Source organism: Arthrobacter sp. H-02-3 (assembly GCF_003097355.1).
Classification (GTDB): domain Bacteria; phylum Actinomycetota; class Actinomycetes; order Actinomycetales; family Micrococcaceae; genus Arthrobacter; species Arthrobacter humicola.
This window is the reverse complement of sequence record NZ_PYUI01000017.1, coordinates 47,090-65,868: the sequence shown is the minus strand read 5'-3', so window position 1 is coordinate 65,868 and position 18,779 is coordinate 47,090. Positions and strand designations below refer to the sequence as shown.

Annotated in this window: 18 protein-coding genes; 15 read left to right on the top strand and 3 right to left on the bottom strand. The window is 68.1% G+C overall.

Annotation, left to right across the window (positions count from 1 at the left end; translation table 11 throughout):
• Positions 1-6: 6 nt before the first annotated feature.
• The 4 genes from C9424_RS15615 to dapF all read left to right on the top strand — a co-directional run bounded on the left by C9424_RS15615 (position 7) and on the right by dapF (position 4,163).
• Positions 7-486: a regulatory protein RecX gene (locus tag C9424_RS15615; RefSeq protein WP_202615899.1), complete on the top strand. Its 480-nt coding sequence runs from the start codon at positions 7-9 to the stop codon at positions 484-486.
• A gap of 79 nt (positions 487-565) precedes the next feature.
• Positions 566-2,167 carry a tRNA (N6-isopentenyl adenosine(37)-C2)-methylthiotransferase MiaB gene (miaB, locus tag C9424_RS15610; RefSeq protein WP_202615898.1) on the top strand — a complete coding sequence of 534 codons (1,602 nt, stop codon included), beginning with the start codon at positions 566-568 and terminating at the stop codon, positions 2,165-2,167.
• A gap of 52 nt (positions 2,168-2,219) precedes the next feature.
• Positions 2,220-3,158, top strand: a complete 939-nt coding sequence (gene miaA, locus C9424_RS15605) for a tRNA (adenosine(37)-N6)-dimethylallyltransferase MiaA (protein ID WP_116767849.1) — start codon at positions 2,220-2,222, stop codon at positions 3,156-3,158.
• A gap of 51 nt (positions 3,159-3,209) precedes the next feature.
• The gene (gene dapF / locus C9424_RS15600) at positions 3,210-4,163 is read left to right on the top strand and encodes a diaminopimelate epimerase (RefSeq protein ID WP_116767820.1); all 954 of its coding nucleotides are present in this window, start codon (positions 3,210-3,212) and stop codon (positions 4,161-4,163) included.
• Here the strand turns inward: dapF and C9424_RS15595 are convergent.
• Positions 4,144-4,758, bottom strand: coding sequence for a class I SAM-dependent methyltransferase (locus tag C9424_RS15595; RefSeq protein WP_116767819.1), 615 nt, complete (start codon positions 4,756-4,758; stop codon positions 4,144-4,146). The genes dapF and C9424_RS15595 overlap by 20 nt on opposite strands.
• Positions 4,759-5,448: 690 nt before the next feature.
• Between C9424_RS15595 and hflX the strand changes: the two genes are divergently transcribed.
• Positions 5,449-7,047, top strand: a complete 1,599-nt coding sequence (hflX, locus tag C9424_RS15590) for a GTPase HflX (protein ID WP_116767818.1) — start codon at positions 5,449-5,451, stop codon at positions 7,045-7,047.
• The gene (locus tag C9424_RS15585; RefSeq protein ID WP_272914154.1) at positions 7,040-9,187 is read left to right on the top strand and encodes an ATP-dependent DNA helicase; all 2,148 of its coding nucleotides are present in this window, start codon (positions 7,040-7,042) and stop codon (positions 9,185-9,187) included. The genes hflX and C9424_RS15585 overlap by 8 nt, the downstream gene beginning before the upstream one ends.
• Positions 9,188-9,268: 81 nt before the next feature.
• Here the strand turns inward: C9424_RS15585 and lexA are convergent, their stop codons facing one another.
• Entirely contained in the window at positions 9,269-10,018 is a 750-nt protein-coding gene (gene lexA / locus C9424_RS15580; RefSeq protein WP_091250045.1) for a transcriptional repressor LexA, read from the bottom strand.
• 353 nt (positions 10,019-10,371) lie between these two features.
• Between lexA and C9424_RS15575 the strand changes: the two genes are divergently transcribed.
• From C9424_RS15575 to C9424_RS15545, 8 genes are all read left to right on the top strand, one after another.
• A complete protein-coding gene (locus tag C9424_RS15575) occupies positions 10,372-10,761 on the top strand; it encodes a LysM peptidoglycan-binding domain-containing protein (protein WP_116767817.1) in 390 nt (129 codons plus the stop codon).
• 68 nt (positions 10,762-10,829) lie between these two features.
• Positions 10,830-11,948 carry a histidinol-phosphate transaminase gene (locus C9424_RS15570; protein ID WP_116767816.1) on the top strand — a complete coding sequence of 373 codons (1,119 nt, stop codon included), beginning with the start codon at positions 10,830-10,832 and terminating at the stop codon, positions 11,946-11,948.
• A gap of 70 nt (positions 11,949-12,018) precedes the next feature.
• Positions 12,019-12,645, top strand: a complete 627-nt coding sequence (gene hisB / locus C9424_RS15565) for an imidazoleglycerol-phosphate dehydratase HisB (protein WP_091249867.1) — start codon at positions 12,019-12,021, stop codon at positions 12,643-12,645.
• Positions 12,642-13,373, top strand: a complete 732-nt coding sequence (gene hisH, locus C9424_RS15560; RefSeq protein ID WP_116767815.1) for an imidazole glycerol phosphate synthase subunit HisH — start codon at positions 12,642-12,644, stop codon at positions 13,371-13,373. The genes hisB and hisH overlap by 4 nt, the downstream gene beginning before the upstream one ends.
• The gene (locus tag C9424_RS21700) at positions 13,374-13,532 is read left to right on the top strand and encodes a hypothetical protein (RefSeq protein WP_202615897.1); all 159 of its coding nucleotides are present in this window, start codon (positions 13,374-13,376) and stop codon (positions 13,530-13,532) included.
• Between the two features lie 48 nt (positions 13,533-13,580).
• Positions 13,581-14,327, top strand: coding sequence for a bifunctional 1-(5-phosphoribosyl)-5-((5-phosphoribosylamino)methylideneamino)imidazole-4-carboxamide isomerase/phosphoribosylanthranilate isomerase PriA (priA, locus tag C9424_RS15555; protein WP_116767814.1), 747 nt, complete (start codon positions 13,581-13,583; stop codon positions 14,325-14,327).
• Positions 14,328-14,340: 13 nt separating this feature from the next.
• Positions 14,341-15,267: an SseB family protein gene (locus C9424_RS15550; RefSeq protein WP_116767812.1), complete on the top strand. Its 927-nt coding sequence runs from the start codon at positions 14,341-14,343 to the stop codon at positions 15,265-15,267.
• A 63-nt stretch (positions 15,268-15,330) separates the two neighbouring features.
• Positions 15,331-16,644: an MFS transporter gene (locus C9424_RS15545; RefSeq protein WP_116767811.1), complete on the top strand. Its 1,314-nt coding sequence runs from the start codon at positions 15,331-15,333 to the stop codon at positions 16,642-16,644.
• Positions 16,645-16,831: 187 nt separating this feature from the next.
• Here C9424_RS15545 and C9424_RS15540 read toward each other — a convergent pair whose 3' ends face one another.
• Complete coding sequence (locus C9424_RS15540) at positions 16,832-17,218, bottom strand: DUF1844 domain-containing protein (protein WP_091249882.1); 387 nt, start codon at positions 17,216-17,218, stop codon at positions 16,832-16,834.
• Positions 17,219-17,658: 440 nt separating this feature from the next.
• On the opposite strand from C9424_RS15540, the gene infC reads away from it, so the two are divergent.
• A complete protein-coding gene (gene infC / locus C9424_RS15535) occupies positions 17,659-18,735 on the top strand; it encodes a translation initiation factor IF-3 (protein ID WP_237563488.1) in 1,077 nt (358 codons plus the stop codon).
• Positions 18,736-18,779 lie beyond the last annotated feature (44 nt).

Sequence of the window (18,779 nt, the reverse complement as noted above, 5' to 3'; positions counted from 1 at the left end):
GCGGCGGTGGCACGTGCCATCGTGCTGCGCCAACTGACGAATTCGCCCAAGAGCCGGCTGCAGCTGTCCCGCAAGCTGGCCGAGCGTAACGTCCCCGAGGACGTGGCCGAGGCCGTACTGGACCGCTTCGAGGAAGTGCGGCTGGTTGACGACGCCGAGTTCGCCGACATGTGGGTCCGCAGCAGGTCCCAAACGCGCAAGCTCGCCAAAGGGGCCCTGCGCCGCGAACTGGCGGACAAGGGGATCGACCCGGATACCGCTGCCAGCGCGCTCGATCAGCTCAGCGACGCCGACGAAGAGGCGGCCGCCCGTGAGCTCGTGGAGCGCAAACTGCGGGGATTCACCGGCGACGAGGACCGTGCGGAGCGGGACAAGATCACCCGCCGCCTGGCATCGATGCTTGCCCGCAAGGGTTATCAGCCCGCACTGGCCTTCCGGATCGTCGCCGAGGTGCTCGATGCCGCGGCCGCCGGAGCCGGCGACTAAGGGCTCGCAGCCGCCGTCCCTTCCCGCGCCCGCGCAGGCCCGGCCACAACCGGTTACCCCTAACCGTTACCCTTAACAGGTGAGTTTTACCATTCCCTCCCCAGCGGCCGGCACCACTTCTCCCACAGCGTCTTCGGCAGTCAGCGCAGACGCAACTGCCACGGAGCTCAACTCCGGTTCGGCTCAGCCCCGCACGTACCAGGTACGCACTTTCGGGTGCCAAATGAACGTGCACGATTCCGAGCGTATGGCCGGCATGCTTGAAGCCGCGGGCTACGTACCGTCCACCGGCGAGCTTGCCGACGTCGTGGTCTTCAACACCTGCGCGGTCCGGGAGAACGCCGACAACAAGCTGTACGGGAACCTGGGCATCCTGGCCCCGGTCAAGGCAGCCAATCCCGGCATGCAGATCGCCGTCGGCGGGTGCCTCGCGCAGAAGGACCGGGAGACCATCCTCAAGAAGGCGCCGTGGGTCGACGCGGTCTTCGGCACCCACAACGTCGGTGCCCTTCCTGCCCTGCTGGACCGGGCCCGCCACAACAACGAGGCCCAGCTGGAAATCCTCGAATCGTTGGACGTCTTCCCCTCGACCCTTCCGACCAAGCGAGACTCCGTCTATTCGGGCTGGGTGTCCATCTCGGTTGGCTGCAACAACACCTGCACCTTCTGCATCGTGCCTGCCTTGCGCGGCAAGGAAAAGGACCGCCGCCCGGGGGAGATCCTGGCCGAAATCCAGGCCCTCGTGGACGACGGCGCCATCGAAGTGACTCTCCTGGGGCAGAACGTGAATTCCTATGGCGTCGAGTTCGGCGACCGGCAGGCGTTTTCGAAGCTCCTGCGTGCCTGCGGGGAAATCCCGGGCCTGGAGCGTGTCCGCTTCACGAGTCCGCACCCCGCAGCCTTCACCGACGACGTCATCGACGCCATGGCCGAGACGCCCAACGTCATGCCGCAGCTGCATATGCCCCTGCAGTCCGGCTCGGATAAGGTCCTCAAGGATATGAAGCGGTCCTACCGCTCTGCGAAGTTCCTCGGCATCCTGGACAAGGTCCGTGAGAAGATCCCGCACGCGGCCATCTCCACGGACATCATCGTCGGCTTCCCCGGCGAGACCGAGGAAGACTTCCAGGCCACGCTCGACGTCGTCGAGAAGTCCCGCTTCGCCACCGCCTTCACCTTCCAATACTCCAAGCGGCCCGGCACCCCCGCCGCGGACCTGCCGGACCAGCTCCCGAAGGCCGTGGTCCAGGAGCGCTTCGAGCGCCTCACGGCCCTGCAGGACCGGATTGCTGCCGAGGAAAACGCCCGCCAGCTCGGCCGCCGCGTCGAGGTCATGGTGACCGCCCAGCCCGGCCGCAAGGCGGAGGAAACCCACCGCCTCTCCGGCCGGTCCCAGGACCAGCGGCTGGTGCACTTCTCGGTGCCCGAGGGCGCCGACGTGCCCCGGCCCGGCGACCTCGTGACCGTCACCATCACTGAAGCGGCCGCGTTCCACCTCGTCGCCGACCCCGCCTCGGCGGCGGACTACAGCCTGCGCCGGTCGCGTGCCGGTGACGCCTGGGACCGTTCCCAGGCCGATTCCTGCGGTGCCGGCCCGACGAGCCCGGCTGGCAAAACCGGCGCGTCGGGCAAGGCCGGCGTGTCGTTGGGCATGCCCAGCCTTCCGGTCCGCGGCCGTTAGCGCCGTGCCGGGACCTCAACGCAGCGCCGCCGCGCAGGTGCACGGCCAGCCGGTGACGGCGCCGCAGACGGCGGCAGCGCCGCCGGTGATCGCCGTCGTCGGGCCCACCGGTTCCGGCAAGTCCGACCTCGCCGTTTCGCTGGCGCTGGAACTCAACGGCGAGGTCATCAACACCGATTCCATGCAGTTCTACCGCGGCATGGACATCGGCACGGCCAAGATCACCGACGCCGAACGCAGGGGAGTCCCGCACCACCTCCTGGACATCCTGGACGTGACCGAGGAAGCGAGCGTCTCGGACTTCCAGCAGCAGGCCCGCGCCCTGATCGGAGACATCCACGCCCGCGGGAAGCGGGCCATCCTGGCCGGCGGCTCCGGACTGTACGTCCGTGCCGCGCTCGATGTCCTGGAGTTTCCCGGCACGGATCCGGATATCCGACGGCGCCTGGAGGTCGAACTGGAAACGGCGGGCCCCGCGCCGCTGCGGCAACGGCTGGAAGCCGTGGACCCCGTGTCGGCCGGTAGGCTCGGCGATGCCCGGCGCATCGTCCGCGCCCTGGAAGTCTTCGAACTCACTGGACGCCCGTTCAGCTCCTTCATGCCCGCCCGCGAGTACTTCCAGCCTGCCGTTCAGATCGGGCTCGAAGTCGACAGGGAACTGCTCCGGGAGCGCCTGGCCCTGCGGGTCCACGCCATGGTGGACAGTGGGCTGCTGGAGGAAGTCCGGCGGCTCGACGCCGCGGGGCTCCGCAACGGCAGGACCGCGCCACGGGCCCTCGGCTATGCCCAGTTCCTCCGGGTTCTCGACGGCGCTTCCAACCTCGAGCAGGCCGCGGACGAAACGATCATCGCCACCCGGCAGTTCGCGCGCCGGCAACTGACCTGGTTCCGTGCCGATCCCCGGGTCAACTGGCTGGACTGGCAGGATCCCGCCCTGGTGGCCAGGGCCGCGGCCCTGTGCCGGACGGCGCCCGTTCCGCCGCCGGCGTAGCGTTCCCGTCACGGTGCCGGAGCGCGCCATACGGAACGGTAACCTTGGAGCATGGACGCATCCCAAGCCGTAACCGCCGCCCCTGCCGCCGGCGAGACCGCATCCCTCAGCGGTCTGAAGTTTTCCAAAGGCCACGGAACAGGCAACGACTTTGTCCTGATCGCCGACCCCAACGGCACACTGTCGCTCAGCCCCGATCAGGTCGCGGCGCTCTGCGACCGGCACCGCGGCATCGGCGGCGACGGCCTGATCCGTGCGGTGCCCTCGCGGCTCCTGCCCGAGGGCCAGGAATTGCTGACCGCCCACCCCGACGCCGAGTGGTTCATGGACTACCGAAATGGCGACGGCTCACTGTCTGAGATGTGCGGCAACGGCGTCCGCGTCTTTGTGCACTTCCTCATCGCCGAAGGCCTCGTGAACCTGCCGGCCGGCGAATCCCTCGTCATCGGCACCCGGGGCGGCGTGAAGACGATCGTCCGCACCGCTGCCGGCTATGCCGTCGATATGGGGCCCTGGGCGTTCATTTTTCCGGGCGAGGCGACCGCGCGGGCCATGGATTCGCTCGTCAGCGCCGAGGGGCTGGAGGTGGCCAGGCCTGCCCTGTCGGTCAGCATGGGCAACCCGCACACAGTGGTGGCCCTGGCCGAAATGGCCGAACTTGAGGCCACGCAGCTGTTCACCGCGCCCAAGGTGGATCCGACGCCGCCGCACGGCACCAATGTTGAATTCGTGGTGCCCTCCGAACCACTCGTCCACGACGGCACGGGCACCATCACCATGCGGGTTCACGAGCGGGGGGTGGGGGAAACCCAGTCATGCGGCACCGGTGCCTGCGCCGCCGCCGTCGCCATCCGCCACTGGGCCGGGCAGGGCGCACCGGACGCGTGGAACGTTCACGTTCCCGGCGGAGCGGTCGGTGTGAAATTCTTCGTCGGCCCGGAGGGACACGAACACGTCGAGCTCAGCGGCCCGGCCGTGATCGTGGCTACCGGGACGCTTTCCTGACCCGAAGGATCCGGAACGACTTCGACGTGCTCTCACGGGTCACGGTGAAGCTGGAATCGAGCTCCGCCGCGAGCCAACGCTGCAGCGAATCCGAGCCGAGATTCTTCTGGACCACCAGCCACGCCGATCCGCCCGGCGCCAGCCGCGGAATCCACAGGCGCAGGAGCGCGTGAAGTTCGTCCTTGCCGATCCGGATAGGCGGGTTGGACCAGATGGTGTCAAAACGCAGTTCGGGGTCCACCGCCTCCGGCGTGCTGGCGGTGACGTTGGTGAGTCCCAGCAGTGCGGCGTTTTCGTTGGTCAGGGTCACGCAGCGCTCGTTCACGTCCACCGCGTAGACGCGGGAGTGCGGTGCCCGCAGGGCCATGGTCAGGGCAATCGGGCCCCAGCCGCAGCCGATATCAAGCAGGTTTCCCTGCGGAGCCGGAGCCGGGACATCGGCCAGCAGCACGGCCGTTCCCTTGTCGATCCCGTCCGGGCTGAAGATCCCCGAGGACGTCTGCAGCCGGCGCGTCTCACCGGCAAGGTCCACGGTGAGCGGCTTGCGGGTGAAGGGCCCGGCGGGCTGGGCGCTGAAATAGTGTGCAGACTCCATAATGGGCCAGATTAGTTGGCGGTCCACCCGAATGGGAAACTGGACGGGACTCGGAACGGCGTCCGGGCCCGGGTACACAACGGAACGGCCGCGGTGCCGGGAAGGAGCGGCCGCCAAGCCTTGGAACGGGGCGTGAACGGTCCCGGCGGCCCTCCCCGAACGGCGCACCCCGGGGGAGCTGGCCGCGTGAACCGGGCGAGCTGCGGCGTCTGCTAGGCTTAAAAGCATGATCTTGATCTCCAAGTAGCCGGCACGGGTCTCATCCCGTCCCCGCAGCGACGCAGGTAAACGCCTTCCGCTCAGTGCTCCATCGCCATGTCGAGTTATCTCGCCGGCAGGTGCACGAAACACTTGGAATCCAGCCGCTTTTCTCGGCAACGCCTTGACGGCGGCCCTTCTTTCCTTGACACCGTGCCTGGCCCGCTTCCGGGCCGGCCCGGCGGACGGCAATTACCTCACTGCGTTCCCCGCAGCCAGGCGCCTCGGGCGCCTCTCCCACCGAGCCGCTCTCTTCACCTAGCTGTTCTCTTTACCTAGCCAGCGCTCCGTCCGGAGCCAGCCCCCCCGGCACCGTTGCCGCGGGCATTCCAGGAGGCCTGCATGACCCCTCGCCGTCAGCCCAGCGCGAATACCGCCCCACAGAGCACCAATCGGCACTATTCTGAAATAGCCGAACCCCTAAAGGAGACCATGACCAGCCAGCCCAACACCGGACCCGATTCAGCCGCCCAGGACATGAGCCCTGAGGAGATCCAGGCTGTTATCGACCGGATCCTCTCCAAGGACGCCCCTGCCCCGAATGCGGGCCGCGGCACCGGAGCCCACGACGCAGCCGGCACGAGTGCCGGCGGCCAGAAGGCGGTCTTCGGCACGGCACAGGCCATCTCGCGCCTGGACGACGTGTACACCAACTTCGACGGCGACCAGCAAGACCTCGAGGAACGCCACGCCCTGCGCCGCAAGGCGGGCCTGTCCACCGAACTCGAGGACGTCACCGAGGTCGAATACCGTCAGCTGCGCCTCGAACGCGTCGTCCTGGCCGGACTCTGGAGCGAAGGTACCCTCGCCGACGCCGAGAACTCCCTGCGTGAACTTGCGGCCCTCGCTGAGACAGCCGGCTCTGAGGTCCTGGACGGGCTCGTCCAGCGCCGGGCCAAGCCCGACCCCGGAACCTTCCTCGGCTCCGGCAAGGCGCAGGAACTCAAAGCCATCGTGATGTCCACGGGCGCCGACACCGTAGTTGTCGACGCCGAACTCGCCCCGTCCCAGCGGCGCGGCCTGGAGGACATCGTCAAGGTCAAAGTCATCGACCGCACCGCGCTCATCCTGGACATCTTCGCGCAGCATGCCAAGAGCCGGGAAGGCAAGGCACAGGTGGAACTGGCCCAGCTCGAATACCTGCTCCCGCGCCTGCGCGGCTGGGGCGAGTCGATGTCCCGCCAGGCCGGTGGCCAGGTGGGCGGCGCCGGCGCCGGCATGGGTTCCCGTGGTCCCGGTGAAACCAAGATTGAACTGGACCGCCGCCGGATCCGCACCCGCATGGCCAAGCTGCGGCGCGAAATCGCCGCCATGAAGCCCGCCCGGGAAACCAAGCGCGCCAACCGCCGTCGTAATGCCGTGCCGTCAGTAGCGATCGCCGGCTACACCAACGCCGGGAAGTCCTCGCTCCTGAACCGCCTGACCGACGCCGGGGTGCTGGTGGAGAACGCCCTGTTCGCCACGCTGGACCCCACCGTGCGCAAGGCAGAAACCGCCGACGGCCTCGGCTACACGCTGGCCGACACCGTGGGATTCGTCCGCTCGCTGCCGACCCAGCTCGTGGAAGCATTCCGCTCCACCCTGGAAGAGGTGGCCGACTCGGACCTCATCCTGCACGTCGTCGACGTCTCGCACCCGGACCCCGAGGGCCAGATCGCCGCAGTCCGGGCAGTCTTCAGCGAAGTCGACGCCCGCAAGGTTCCGGAAATCATCGTCCTGAACAAGGCCGACGCCGCCGACCCGTTTGTGGTCGAACGGCTCAAGCAGCGCGAACCGCGCCACGTGGTGGTCTCGGCACGCACAGGTGAAGGCATCCCGGAACTGCTCAAGGCCATCAGCGACGGCATTCCGCGCCCCGGTGTGAAGCTTGAACTGTTGATCCCGTACAACCGCGGAGATCTGCTCAACAAGCTCCACGAGACCGACGCTGAGATCCTCAGCCTCGAGCACGAGGAAACCGGCACCCGGGCCGTGGTGATGGTGCGCGAAGGACTCGCCGCTGAACTGGATCCCTTCATCAGCAATGACTGAGGCTGCGGTGACCAAAGCCAAGGCCGGATCCCCGGACGCCGGGGCCGCTGACGCGGAACCGGCCGATGGCGGGACGGGTGAGGACGCCGCGGGCGGCAACACGGCCGGCGGGACCGGCGAGGAGTTCGTGATTGAACTGCTCGACCGTGCCGTGTCCGGCATGGGTGGCCAGAGCCGCGACGGCCAGCACGAAATGGCCCGGCAGGTGGCGCGCGCGATCGACAGCGGCGACCACCTGCTGGTCCAGGCCGGCACGGGCACCGGCAAGTCTCTGGCGTACCTGATTCCGCTGATCGCCCACTCGCTGACCAGCAACAAGCCCACCCTGGTCTCCACCGCGACCCTGGCACTGCAGACCCAGATTGTCGGCCGCGACCTGCCCCGGCTGCTCAAGACGATCACCCCGGCCCTGGATCGGCCCGTCAAGGTTGCCCTGGTGAAGGGCCGGTCCAACTATGTGTGCCGGCACAAGATCGAGGGCGGCTTCCCGTCCGAGGAACCGTCCGAGGGACAACTGTTCTCCCTCGGCGAGGACACGTCCGTGCCGCACTTTGCCGCCGCGCTGGGCGGGCCGTCCTCCCAGCTCGGCAAGGAAGTCGTGCGCCTGCGCGAATGGGCGGAGGAGACGGCCACGGGAGACCGGGACGAACTCATGCCCGGTGTCACGGACCGGGCCTGGCGGCAGGTCTCCGTCACGTCCATGGAGTGTCTCGGCGCGCAAAAGTGCCCGCTCGCGGCCGAATGCTTCAGTGAACTGGCCCGGCAGAACGCCGCCGATGCCGACGTCGTGGTCACCAACCACGCCATGCTCGCCGTCAGCGCCTTCGAAGGCCTGGCGGTCCTGCCCGAGTACGACGTCGTGGTGGTGGACGAGGCCCACGAACTGCAGGACCGCGTCACAGGCGCGGTCTCCGGCCAGCTCTCCGTCGCGATGGTCCACGCCGCTGCCTCCGGGGCCCGGAAGCACACCGGCATCACCGTGGACGCCCTGAACAATGCCGCCTCCCACCTGGAACTCGCCATCGACGGCGTCCCCAGCGGGTTGATGCCCAACGGCCTGAACACCGAGCAGCTGGACTGCATCGACCAGTTGCGCGACGCCTGCCGCGCCGCGCTCTCCGATTCCAAGGGGGACAGCTCCACGACGGCCGACGGCGGTCGCCAGCTCGCCCGGTCCCGCCTCATGGTCATCCTGGAACTCTGCGAACGACTCCTGGCCGCGCGGGAAAACCGCGAAGTCGTGTGGTTCTCCCGCAATAGCAGCTTCGACCCGACGCAGGGCTACTTCCAGCCGGACGAGACCGCGCCGGCCTTGATCAATGTGGCTCCGTTGAGCGTCGCGGGGCGGTTGCGTGAAGGACTGTTCGCGGACCACACCGTCATCCTGACATCCGCCACGCTCGCCATCGGAGCGGCGTTCGAGCCGGCCGCCGGAGGCCTCGGCCTGGTCGGCAGCGGCGCCCCGAGCTGGACCGGCGTCGACGTCGGGTCCCCGTTCGACTATCCGAAGCAGGGCATCCTCTATGTCGCCCAGCACCTGCCCAAGCCCGGCCGCGGCACGTCCCCGGAGGCCCTGGACGAACTCGAGAAACTGATCCGTGCCTCCGGCGGGGGCGCCCTGTGCTTGTTTTCCTCCCGGCGGGCGGCGGAGGAGGCCGCCGAGGCGATGCGGCCACGGCTGGGCCTCAGCATCCTGTGTCAGGGGGAGTCGAGCATGACGGCGCTCGTGCGGCAGTTTGCCGACGAGCCGGACACATGTTTGTTCGGCACGATGTCCCTGTGGCAGGGTGTCGACGTTCCCGGGGTGTCCTGCCGCCTGGTGGTCATTGACAGGATTCCGTTCCCGCGGCCGGACGACCCGCTCATGACCGCACGTTCCCGTGCGGTGGCGCAGGCCGGCGGCAACGGCTTCATGTCCGTCTCGGCCACGCACGCCGCAATCCGCCTGGCGCAGGGCGCCGGCCGGCTGATCCGCTCGACCTCGGACAAGGGTGTGGTGGCGGTGCTGGATTCGCGGCTGTCCACGGAGCGCTACGGCGGGTTCCTCCGCGCCGCGCTTCCGCCGTTCTGGCCCACCACGGATCCTTCGATCGCCGTGGCCGCCTTGAAGCGCCTGGCGAAGGACTCCGGAAAGGACTAAAGAGCAGGGGCCGGAGCCACGGCTCCGGCCCCTGGAAGCCGTCCCGGGGGTGGCCACCCCGGGAGGCTTGCCACGGGGTGGCTACAGGGAGCGGAGCACCGAGACGACCTTGCCCATGATCACGGCGTGGTCGCCGAGGATGGGCTCGTACTGGGTGTTTTGCGGCAGCAGCCAGGTGTGGCCGTCGCGCTGGCGGAACGTCTTGACCGTTGCTTCATCATCGAGCAGCGCGGCCACGATGTCGCCGTTCACGGCGTCACCCTGGCGGCGGACAACCACCCAGTCGCCGTCGCAGATGGCGGCATCGATCATCGAGTCGCCGGCCACCTTGAGCATAAAGAGTTCGCCGTGGCCCACCAGCTGGCGCGGCAGGGGCATGACGTCCTCCACCACCTGGTCGGCGAGGATCGGTCCGCCGGCCGCGATGCGTCCGACGAACGGCACCATTGCCGTGTCGGTGGCGCTGGCGAGTTCCGTCACGGAGAGGCCACCGACGGCGCGGAGGCCGCTGGACTTCTCGACGCCCGAAATGGCCCTCGTACCCTCGTCCAGGGTCAGCGGCATGAGCACTTCCATGGCCCTTGGACGCTTTGGGTCGCGACGCAGGTACCCGAGCTTTTCCAGTTGGGACAGTTGATGGGTCACGCTCGACAGGCTGGCGAGTCCGACGGTGTCGCCGATTTCGCGCATGGACGGCGGGTAGCCGTTGTCACTGACGGAGCGCTGGATCGTTTCCAGGATTTTCTTCTGCCGGACGGTCAGGCTCTTGGGGGCCCGGGCAGGCTGGGCGCTCCGTGAGCTGGCCCGGCCGCCGGTGGCTTGTGCTGCCATGTTCGCCAACGCCTTTCCGTTCCACCCGGCCGCCGTGGCTGCTGTCACCGGGAACTTCCGGCCTGAAATGTCAGACCCTCCTGATCAACTACCGATGAACGAGTTCACAAGCTGTTGTTCTTTCCCTCAAAAGTAGGCCAGCGGCAGAGCTTTTTCAAACATTTGTTCTAGCGAGTCTCGACATCGTTCGTTACTAAGTGCTAAAACAGAACTAGCAAAGTTCGAATATGTGTTCGATTTAAGGATTTGCGAGTCGAGTGCATTGTTCGGTTCTATGTTCGAAGGTTCGGCCGGTTGGCGGCGAGTATGTGGAGAACGCCGGCGGCACCGTATGGTCCAGGAGGGCTCAGTTCATGTCAGCATCAAGCGCGTTTCACAGCACTTTTGATCACAGCATCACGGACCGTGGGGTCACCCGGCGGCCGAAGCAGGCGCCGCTGCGGCTCACCCGGCGCGGACGGTTCGTCTTCTTCGGGATCCCGCTGATCCTGCTGGCAGCGCTCATCTTGTCGTTCAGCGGATTCCTCAACGCTCCGGCCAAGGCGGCGGATTCCGCGGACCAGCTCAATGTGACGCCCACTGTTTCCGTGACAGTCCAGCCGGGGGAGTCCCTCTGGGCCATTGCGGGGACCGTCGCGCCGGAACGCGATCCCCGTGACGTCGTGGCCGATATCGTGCAGCTGAACAACCTTGACGCTGCGCGTGTGATGCCGGGCCAGCAGCTGTTCGTTCCGTCCAAGTAGGTACCGCCGGCGCCCGTCCCGGGCGTCACAGTTTCAGCGCCCGTCCCGCTTCCACTTAAACTGGTCACGTGACTGACCAGCTTGAGCGCCTCAACCGACTGCCCCTCCGAACCAATCTGCGCGGCCTGCGACCGTATGGCGCACCCCAGCTGGACGTCCCCATTCTGCTCAACGTCAACGAGAACACCCATGGTGTCCCGGCCGACGTCCGCGCCGCCATCACCGAGGCTGTCAGCGCCGCCGCAGCCGGGCTGAACCGGTATCCGGACCGGGAGTTCACCGAATTGCGGGAAGCCCTGGCCGAGTACCTTGGCCACGGTCTGGGCGCGGAGAACATCTGGGCCGCGAACGGCTCCAACGAAGTCCTTCAGCAAATCCTCCAGGCCTTTGGCGGCCCCGGCCGGACGGCCCTCGGTTTCCCTCCCACATACTCGATGTACCCGCTGCTGGCCGCCGGCACGGACACGGAGTACATCGTCGGCGCCCGCGCGGCGGACTACGGGCTCAGCGCGGAATCGGCTGCCCGCCAGGTCCGGGAACTGCAGCCCAACATTGTCTTCCTATGCTCCCCGAACAACCCCACCGGTACCGGACTGGGTCTTGATGTCGTCGAGGCCGTCTATGACGCCGGCCAGGCCAGCCAGACCATCGTGATCGTCGACGAGGCGTACCACGAGTTTGCCCACGACGGCACACCCAGCGCGCTGACCCTGCTGCCCGGCCGGGAGCGGCTCATCGTCTCGCGCACCATGAGCAAGGCCTTCGCCCTCGCCGGGGCGCGGCTCGGGTACATGGCAGCGGCTCCGGAGGTCACCGACGCCCTGCGGCTGGTCCGTCTGCCGTACCACCTGTCAGCTATCACGCAGGCGACGGCCCTGGCCGCACTGCACCACCGCGTGGCCCTCATGGCCGACGTCGAGGACATCAAGCGCCAGCGCGACCGGATCGTGTCCGAGCTGACCCGCCTGGGCCTCAAGCCGGCGGCTTCCGATTCGAACTACGTGTTCTTCGGCGGCCTGGAGAGCCCGCACGACGTCTGGCAGGGCCTACTGGACGCCGGCGTCCTCATCCGCGACGTCGGCATCCCGGGGCACCTTCGCGTGACCGCGGGCACTGAGACGGAAACCACAGCCTTCCTCGAAGCCCTTGAACGCATCCTGACCAGCCACGCAACGCCGCAGGCCTAGACTTGACGGGGAGCCAGTGCGCCCCGCCAGACTGCCCAGCACCCTGCCTTCTTCCAAAGGACACATCTACATGAGCAACACCGGAGCCACCGCCGCCGAGGGCCGGACCGCACGCATGGAACGGACCACCAGTGAGTCCTCGGTCCTGGTCGAGATCAACCTGGACGGCACCGGGGTCTCGGATATCAGCACGTCGGTCCCGTTCTACGACCACATGCTGACGGCCCTGAGCAAGCACTCGCTGATTGACATGACCGTCAAGGCCACCGGCGACACCCACATCGATGTCCACCACACCGTCGAGGACGTGGCCATCACCTTTGGCGAGGTTCTGCGGACCGCGTTGGGCAACAAGGCCGGAATCCGCCGCTTCGGCGAGGCGACCGTGCCCCTGGATGAGGCCCTCGCGCAGGCCGTCGTCGACGTCTCGGGCCGGCCCTACCTTGTGCACGCCGGCGAGCCGGCAGGCCAGGAATACCACCTGATCGGCGGCCACTTCACCGGCTCGCTGACCCGCCACGTGTTCGAGGCGATCACGCTCCACGCCGGGATCTGCCTTCACATGAACGTCACGGCCGGACGCGACCCCCACCACATCGTCGAGGCCCAGTTCAAGGCGTTCGCCCGGGCCCTGCGCGCAGCCGTCGAACCGGACCCCCGGGTCGAGGGCATCCCGTCCACCAAGGGCGCCCTGTGACCGGCCCGGTCCTGCGCGACGGGGCCATCATCGACCCCGCCGCCGGAACCAAGCCGGTGTCTCCGGAGGGAAAGCCGACCGTCACTGTGCTGGACTACGGTTCCGGCAACGTCCGCTCTGCAGTCCGTGCTCTGGAGCGGGCCGGCGCCGAGGTCATCCTCAGTTCCAAGCCCGAGGACGTCCTCAACGCCGACGGCCTCGTGGTCCCCGGCGTCGGCGCCTTCGAAACCGTCATGCGCGAGCTCAAGTCCGTGGATGCCATCCGCATGATCGGCCGCCGCGTCGCCGGCGGCCGCCCCGTGCTTGCCATCTGCGTGGGACTCCAGGTGCTGTTCGAGGCAGGCGTCGAGCACGGCACGGAAGCCGAAGGCATGGGGGAGTGGCCCGGCAAGGTCGAGTTGCTGCCCGCCGACGTCGTGCCCCATATGGGCTGGAACACCGTCTCCGTCCCGGAGGGATCCAAGTTGTTCGCCGGCGTCGAGGGTGAGCGCTTCTACTTCGTGCACTCCTACGGGGTCCAGCACTGGGACTTCGACGTCATCCAGCCCCGGATGGCGGCGCCCCTGGTGACCTGGTCCGAACACGGTGCCCCGTTCATTGCGGCCGTGGAGAACGGCCCGCTGTGCGCCACGCAGTTCCACCCGGAGAAGTCCGGCGACGCCGGCGCCCGGCTCCTGCGCAACTGGGTCGACAGCCTGCGCCCCGCGGCACCGGAACAGACCGCCTAGATGTGGTCCCTGGTCCTCATGGGCATCGCCGGCCTGCTGGTCGGCGGCGCAATCTCCTTCCGCCAGCAGAAAAGTCCGCGCTGGGTGGAGGTCGTGTTCTACATCCTGGCCGGCATGTCGCTGCTGGCCGCCTATCTTCTGACCCTGCCGGCGTCCTGACGACCGCGCCGCGTTCCTGACCCACCATCCCGAGCTGAGGACACCACGATGACCACCGAAACCCCGCTGTCCGTACTCGAGCTTCTGCCTGCCGTCGACGTCGTCAACGGCCAGGCCGTCCGGCTCGTGCAGGGCGAAGCCGGCAGCGAGACGAGCTACGGCACCCCGCTGGAGGCCGCCCTCAACTGGCAGCAGCAGGGGGCCGAGTGGGTGCATCTGGTGGACCTGGACGCCGCATTCGGGCGCGGCTCCAACGCTGAACTGCTGCGCGAGGTCGTGGGGCGGCTGGACATCAAGGTGGAACTCTCCGGCGGCCTGCGCGACGACGAATCCCTCGAAAAGGCGCTCGACCTCGGCGTGGCCCGCGTGAACCTGGGCACCGCGGCACTGGAGAACCCGGAATGGACCTCCCGGGTAATCGAGCGCTTTGGCGATAAGATCGCCGTCGGCCTCGATGTCCGCGGTACCACGCTCGCCGGCCGCGGCTGGACCAAGGAAGGCGGGGACCTCTGGGAGGTGCTCGGCCGCCTCGAAGACGCCGGCTGCGCCCGGTACGTCGTCACCGACGTGACCAAGGACGGCACCCTCCAGGGCCCCAACGTCGAACTCCTGCGCCAGATGGTCGAGAAGACGGGCAAGCCGGTGGTCGCCTCCGGCGGCATTTCCAGCCTTGAGGACCTGCAGGTCCTGCGGTCCCTGGTGCCGCTCGGCGTCGAGGGCGCCATCATCGGCAAGGCCCTCTACAACGGCAACTTCACACTGCCCCAGGCCCTCGACGTCGCCGGCCGCCGCTAAGCGGTCACCGGTCATGACGCACACCCGCGAGCCCGGCGACACCCACGACCCCCACAACTCAGGGCAGCCGGACGCCGGCGCGGCTCCGGTCCGGCATCTGCCCGGACATATCGCGGCTGCCCTCGCCGGCGCCGGCGGCGCCACGGACTCCGCTGGCCAACCCTGGGCGGGCCGCAGCCTGTCCGGGGAAGCCGCGAAGATCCATAATTTCGAGGACGACGACGGCGCTGCCGACGCCGGCTACCTAGCGGCCGTGGCCAACCTCGCCGCGGGCACCGGCGACGAGGCAGCCGTGGTGGCCGCGCTTGCCACCGCCCGGGTCTTCGTGCCCATCCTGGCCCAGCTCGCCGAGGAGGGGGAAGGCGCCGGCGGCCTCCATGCCGACAAGCAGGCCGATATGGCCCTCGTCACGCTCAAAGCGCCGGACGGACGGACGGCCATGCCGGTCTTCACCTCGGCGGCGTCACTGGAGGCCTGGCATCCGGAGGCCAGGCCGGTGGCGGTCTACGCGGCCCGGGCGGCCCTGTCGGCCGTTGCGGAAGGTGCCGAGCTGCTCGTGCTGGATCCCGGCGCGGACCTGACATTCGTGGTCCGCAGACCGGCGGTCTGGGCACTGGCCCAGCAGCAAACCTGGACGCCGTCGTATGCCGATCCGGAACTCGCGCGCGCCCTCGGGGACAGCGCGGTTGGCTTTCCGGCGGTCCGCCGTGTTGAAATTCATCCGGGGGGTGGAATTGCCTCGGCTACAGCCGATGGCAGGCGGCTCCCCGGCGGGGGATCCGGCCCGGAACTCCGCGTGGTCCTGTACCTTGAGGACGGACTCGACGCCGCCGGCGTGCAGTCCATCGTCGCCGGCCTCAACAACGACTGGGCCCGGAATGAATTCTTTGCCGAGCGGGTTGACTCAATCGAGGTCAAGCTGCAGCGCGCAGCACCATAGCTGACGGCCCAACGGGGGGACCTCCCGGTGCTGCCGTGGGCAGTACCAGAAGGATGTAGTGTCGTGAATTTCGCGCTTTACCGGGAGCTGCTCGCCGTCCGGCCCATCAGGCGGCTCCTGCTGGTCGGGATGATTGCCCGCATACCGCACTCGGCGGCCGGCGTCCTGCTGACCCTGCACATCGTCCTGACCCTCGGCCAGGGCTACGCGGCCGCCGGCGCGGCGGCCGCCGTCATGACGATCGGAATCGCCGTCGGGGCGCCCTGGCGCGGACGCCGGGTCGACACCGTGGGACTGCGCAAGGCGCTCATCCCGTCCGTCATCTCCGAGACCGTGATCTGGTCCATCGTGCCGCACGTCTCCTACGAGGTCCTGCTGCCGTTGGTCTTCGTCGGCGGCCTGCTCACGCTGCCCATCTTCAGCGTGGTGCGGCAGTCCCTGGGCGTACTGGCCGCCGGGGACCAGCGCCGCACCGCCTTCGCCCTCGATGCCATCGCCACCGAGCTGGTCTTCATGATCGGCCCCGCAGTCGGCGCCGTCGTCGCCACCAGCGGGCAGTCGGTCCTGGGCCTGACAATAGTCGGCGTGGCCACGTCCGTCTCCGGACTTTTCCTCATGTGGTTTAATCCGCCCACCCGGAGCGCGGCCCCCGACGCCGGGCTCGAGGCGGAGGAGCTCGAGTGCGCGGAGGCCGCCGTCGTCGCCGCCGCGCCGGCCCACCTCCAGGAGGCCGCGGCCGAACTGGCGCCCCTGGCGGCCGCGGCCGAGGAACGGCGGCAGCGGCGCTCTGGCCTTCGCCACCGGGTCATACACAATTTCAGTTGGTTCACCGCCGCCGTGGGAGCCGTCTTCGCCGTCGCGGCCGGTGCCGGCATGGTCCTCAGCGGCACCGACGTCGGCATCGTCGCAGCCCTCCAGACCGGCGGGCACGAGGGCGAAATCGGGATCGTCTTCGTCTTCTGGTGCGCGGCCTCGGTAGTGGGCGGCATAATCTACGGCGCCATGCACCGGCCCGTCTCGCCGATCCTCCTGCTGTTGGGAATGTCAGCGCTGACGGTCCCGATGGCGTTCGCGACCGATACCTGGACCCTCAGCCTGCTCTCGCTGTTGCCGGGGCTGCTGTGCGCACCGGTGCTGTCCGCGGCCTCGGAAAAGGTGGCCGAACTCGTTGACGAGAGCCGCCGCGGCGAGGCTATGGGCTGGTACGGGTCCTCGCTCACCGGCGGCGTGGCGTTGGGCGCGCCGCTCGCCGGGCTGTTCATCGACGTCATCGGCCCGTCGGCCGGCTTCGTCGCCGTGGGGCTCGCTGGCGTGGCCCTCTGCCTCGTAGGACTCGTCCTGCAGCAGATGCGCCGCCGCCGCCTGGCCCACGCTTGACGCCGGGCCGTCCCTGACAGGGGGACCGCGCCGTGCCCGGCCCCGGGGGCCGCACTGAGTCCCGATGGATCGAAACAGAGTTAACGACGCCGGCGGGCGGACCCGGATGGTCCGCCCGCCGGCGTGTCATAGCTGACGAAAGTGCTGAGGTGGCCGTGGCTAGTTGGCCGTGACTAGTTGACTGGGACTAGTTGACGGGGCCGGTGTACTTCTCGCCCGGGCCCTTGCCCGGAGCGTCGGGGATGATCGATTCCTCGCGGAAGGCCAGCTGCAGCGAACGCAGTCCGTCGCGCAACGGCCCGGCGTGCTGCGAGCCGATTTCCGGTGCCGCGGACGTCACCAGGCCGGCAAGGGCGGTGATGAGTTTGCGGGCCTCGTCCAGGTCCTTGAGTTCCTGGGCATTTTCCTCGGCGGCGAGGCCCAGCTTCACTGCGGCGGCACTCATCAGGTGCACGGCGGCCGTGGTGATGACCTCGATCGCGGGGACTTCCGAGATGTCGCGAATCTGCTGCGAGACGTCGGCCTGTGCGGCTGCGGGCTCGAAGACATGGGAATTACTGTCTGAAGTGCTCATGCTGGTAAGCTTGTCACAGACCGACTGAATGTCGTTATTCTGCAGTGCTTCCTACCTGTGGTGCTAGTTCTTGACTGGTGCTTCCCGGTGTAGGCGGTGCCCGGCGACGCACACGTGCGTTGAGCGGGTATCTTTCTGTAGAATTGACTTTTAGTTTGCAAGCGGAGTTCTCTCCCACCCGCGTCAGCCGCGAAACTTCCTTCGGGAAGCCCCTCCCTCACGGGAGTCAAGGTTGCCGGGTACCTGGTCGGGCACAACCTCGGACTCCGGTCCGGCGAAAGTGCATGCCGCCTCATTGAGGCCGGCAGTTCCGATCTCGAGGCCTTCGATTGCTCCGGCAATTGGGGGCCTTCTCTTTTTGCCGGTGGAATACCCCTCACGAACACAGGAGCTTTAACATTAGCGAGCCAAGAATCAATGAGCGTATCCGCGTCCCCGAGGTGCGGCTGGTCGGCCCTGCAGGCGAACAGGTAGGAATTGTCCGTATTGAGGATGCCCTGCGTTTGGCTGCCGAGTCCGATCTTGATCTCGTTGAAGTTGCACCGCAGGCCAAGCCTCCGGTGTGCAAGCTGATGGACTTCGGCAAGTACAAGTACGAGGCCGCTGTCAAGGCGCGCGAGGCCCGGAAGAATCAGACCAACACGGTCCTGAAGGAAATCCGCTTCCGCCTGAAGATTGACACCCACGACTACGAGACGAAGCGCGGCCACGCGCTCCGCTTCCTCGGCGCTGGTGACAAGGTCAAGGCCATGATTCAGTTCCGCGGCCGTGAGCAGCAGCGTCCCGAGATGGGCATCCGCCTACTCCAGCGTTTCGCGGACGACGTCGCCGAAGTTGGCGTTGTGGAGTCCAGCCCCCGGATCGATGGCCGCAACATGGTCATGGTGGTGGGCCCGCTGAAGAACAAGGCTGAAGCCAAGGCAGAGGCCCGCCGCGCAACGCAGCGTGCGGAAGCCAAGGCTGAGAACGAAGCCAAGGCATCAGGCCGCGTCGACGTCTCCGGCGGCAACGCCCCGCTCACGCAGACGCTGTCCGACCTCCTGCCGGAAGGCTACGTGGTAGCGACGGAGGCTCCTGCAACGGAGGCTCCCGCGGTCGAAGAAGCCAAGGTCGAAGAGACCACGGCTGAAACGGCGGCAGCCACGCACGCCCCGGTCGAGGAAGCCAAGGCCGAGGAGGCTCCGGCCCAGGAAGCCCCGAAGGAAGCTGCTCCCAAGGCAGCCGAGAAGCCGGCAGCAGCCAAGGCTCCCGAGGCTCCGAAGGCGGCCGAGAAGCCGGCAGCAGCCAAGGCTCCCGAGGCTCCGAAGGCCGCTCCGGCCCCGGCTCCCGTGGCTAAGGCCCCCGTGGCTAAGGCTCCGGAGGAGAAGGCTGCGGAATCCGCTCCGGCCGCTCCGGCAGCAGCACCGAAGCCGGTCGCTGCTCCGAAGCCGGTTCCGAGGCCTGCAGCTCCGAAGCCCGCCGCACGGCCGGCCGCCCCCCGGGCTGCCGCCAAGCCCGGCAGCAAGAAGACCAACTAGTTCACGGCTGCCGGACAGCAATGTCCGGCAGCAAGCAACCAGCA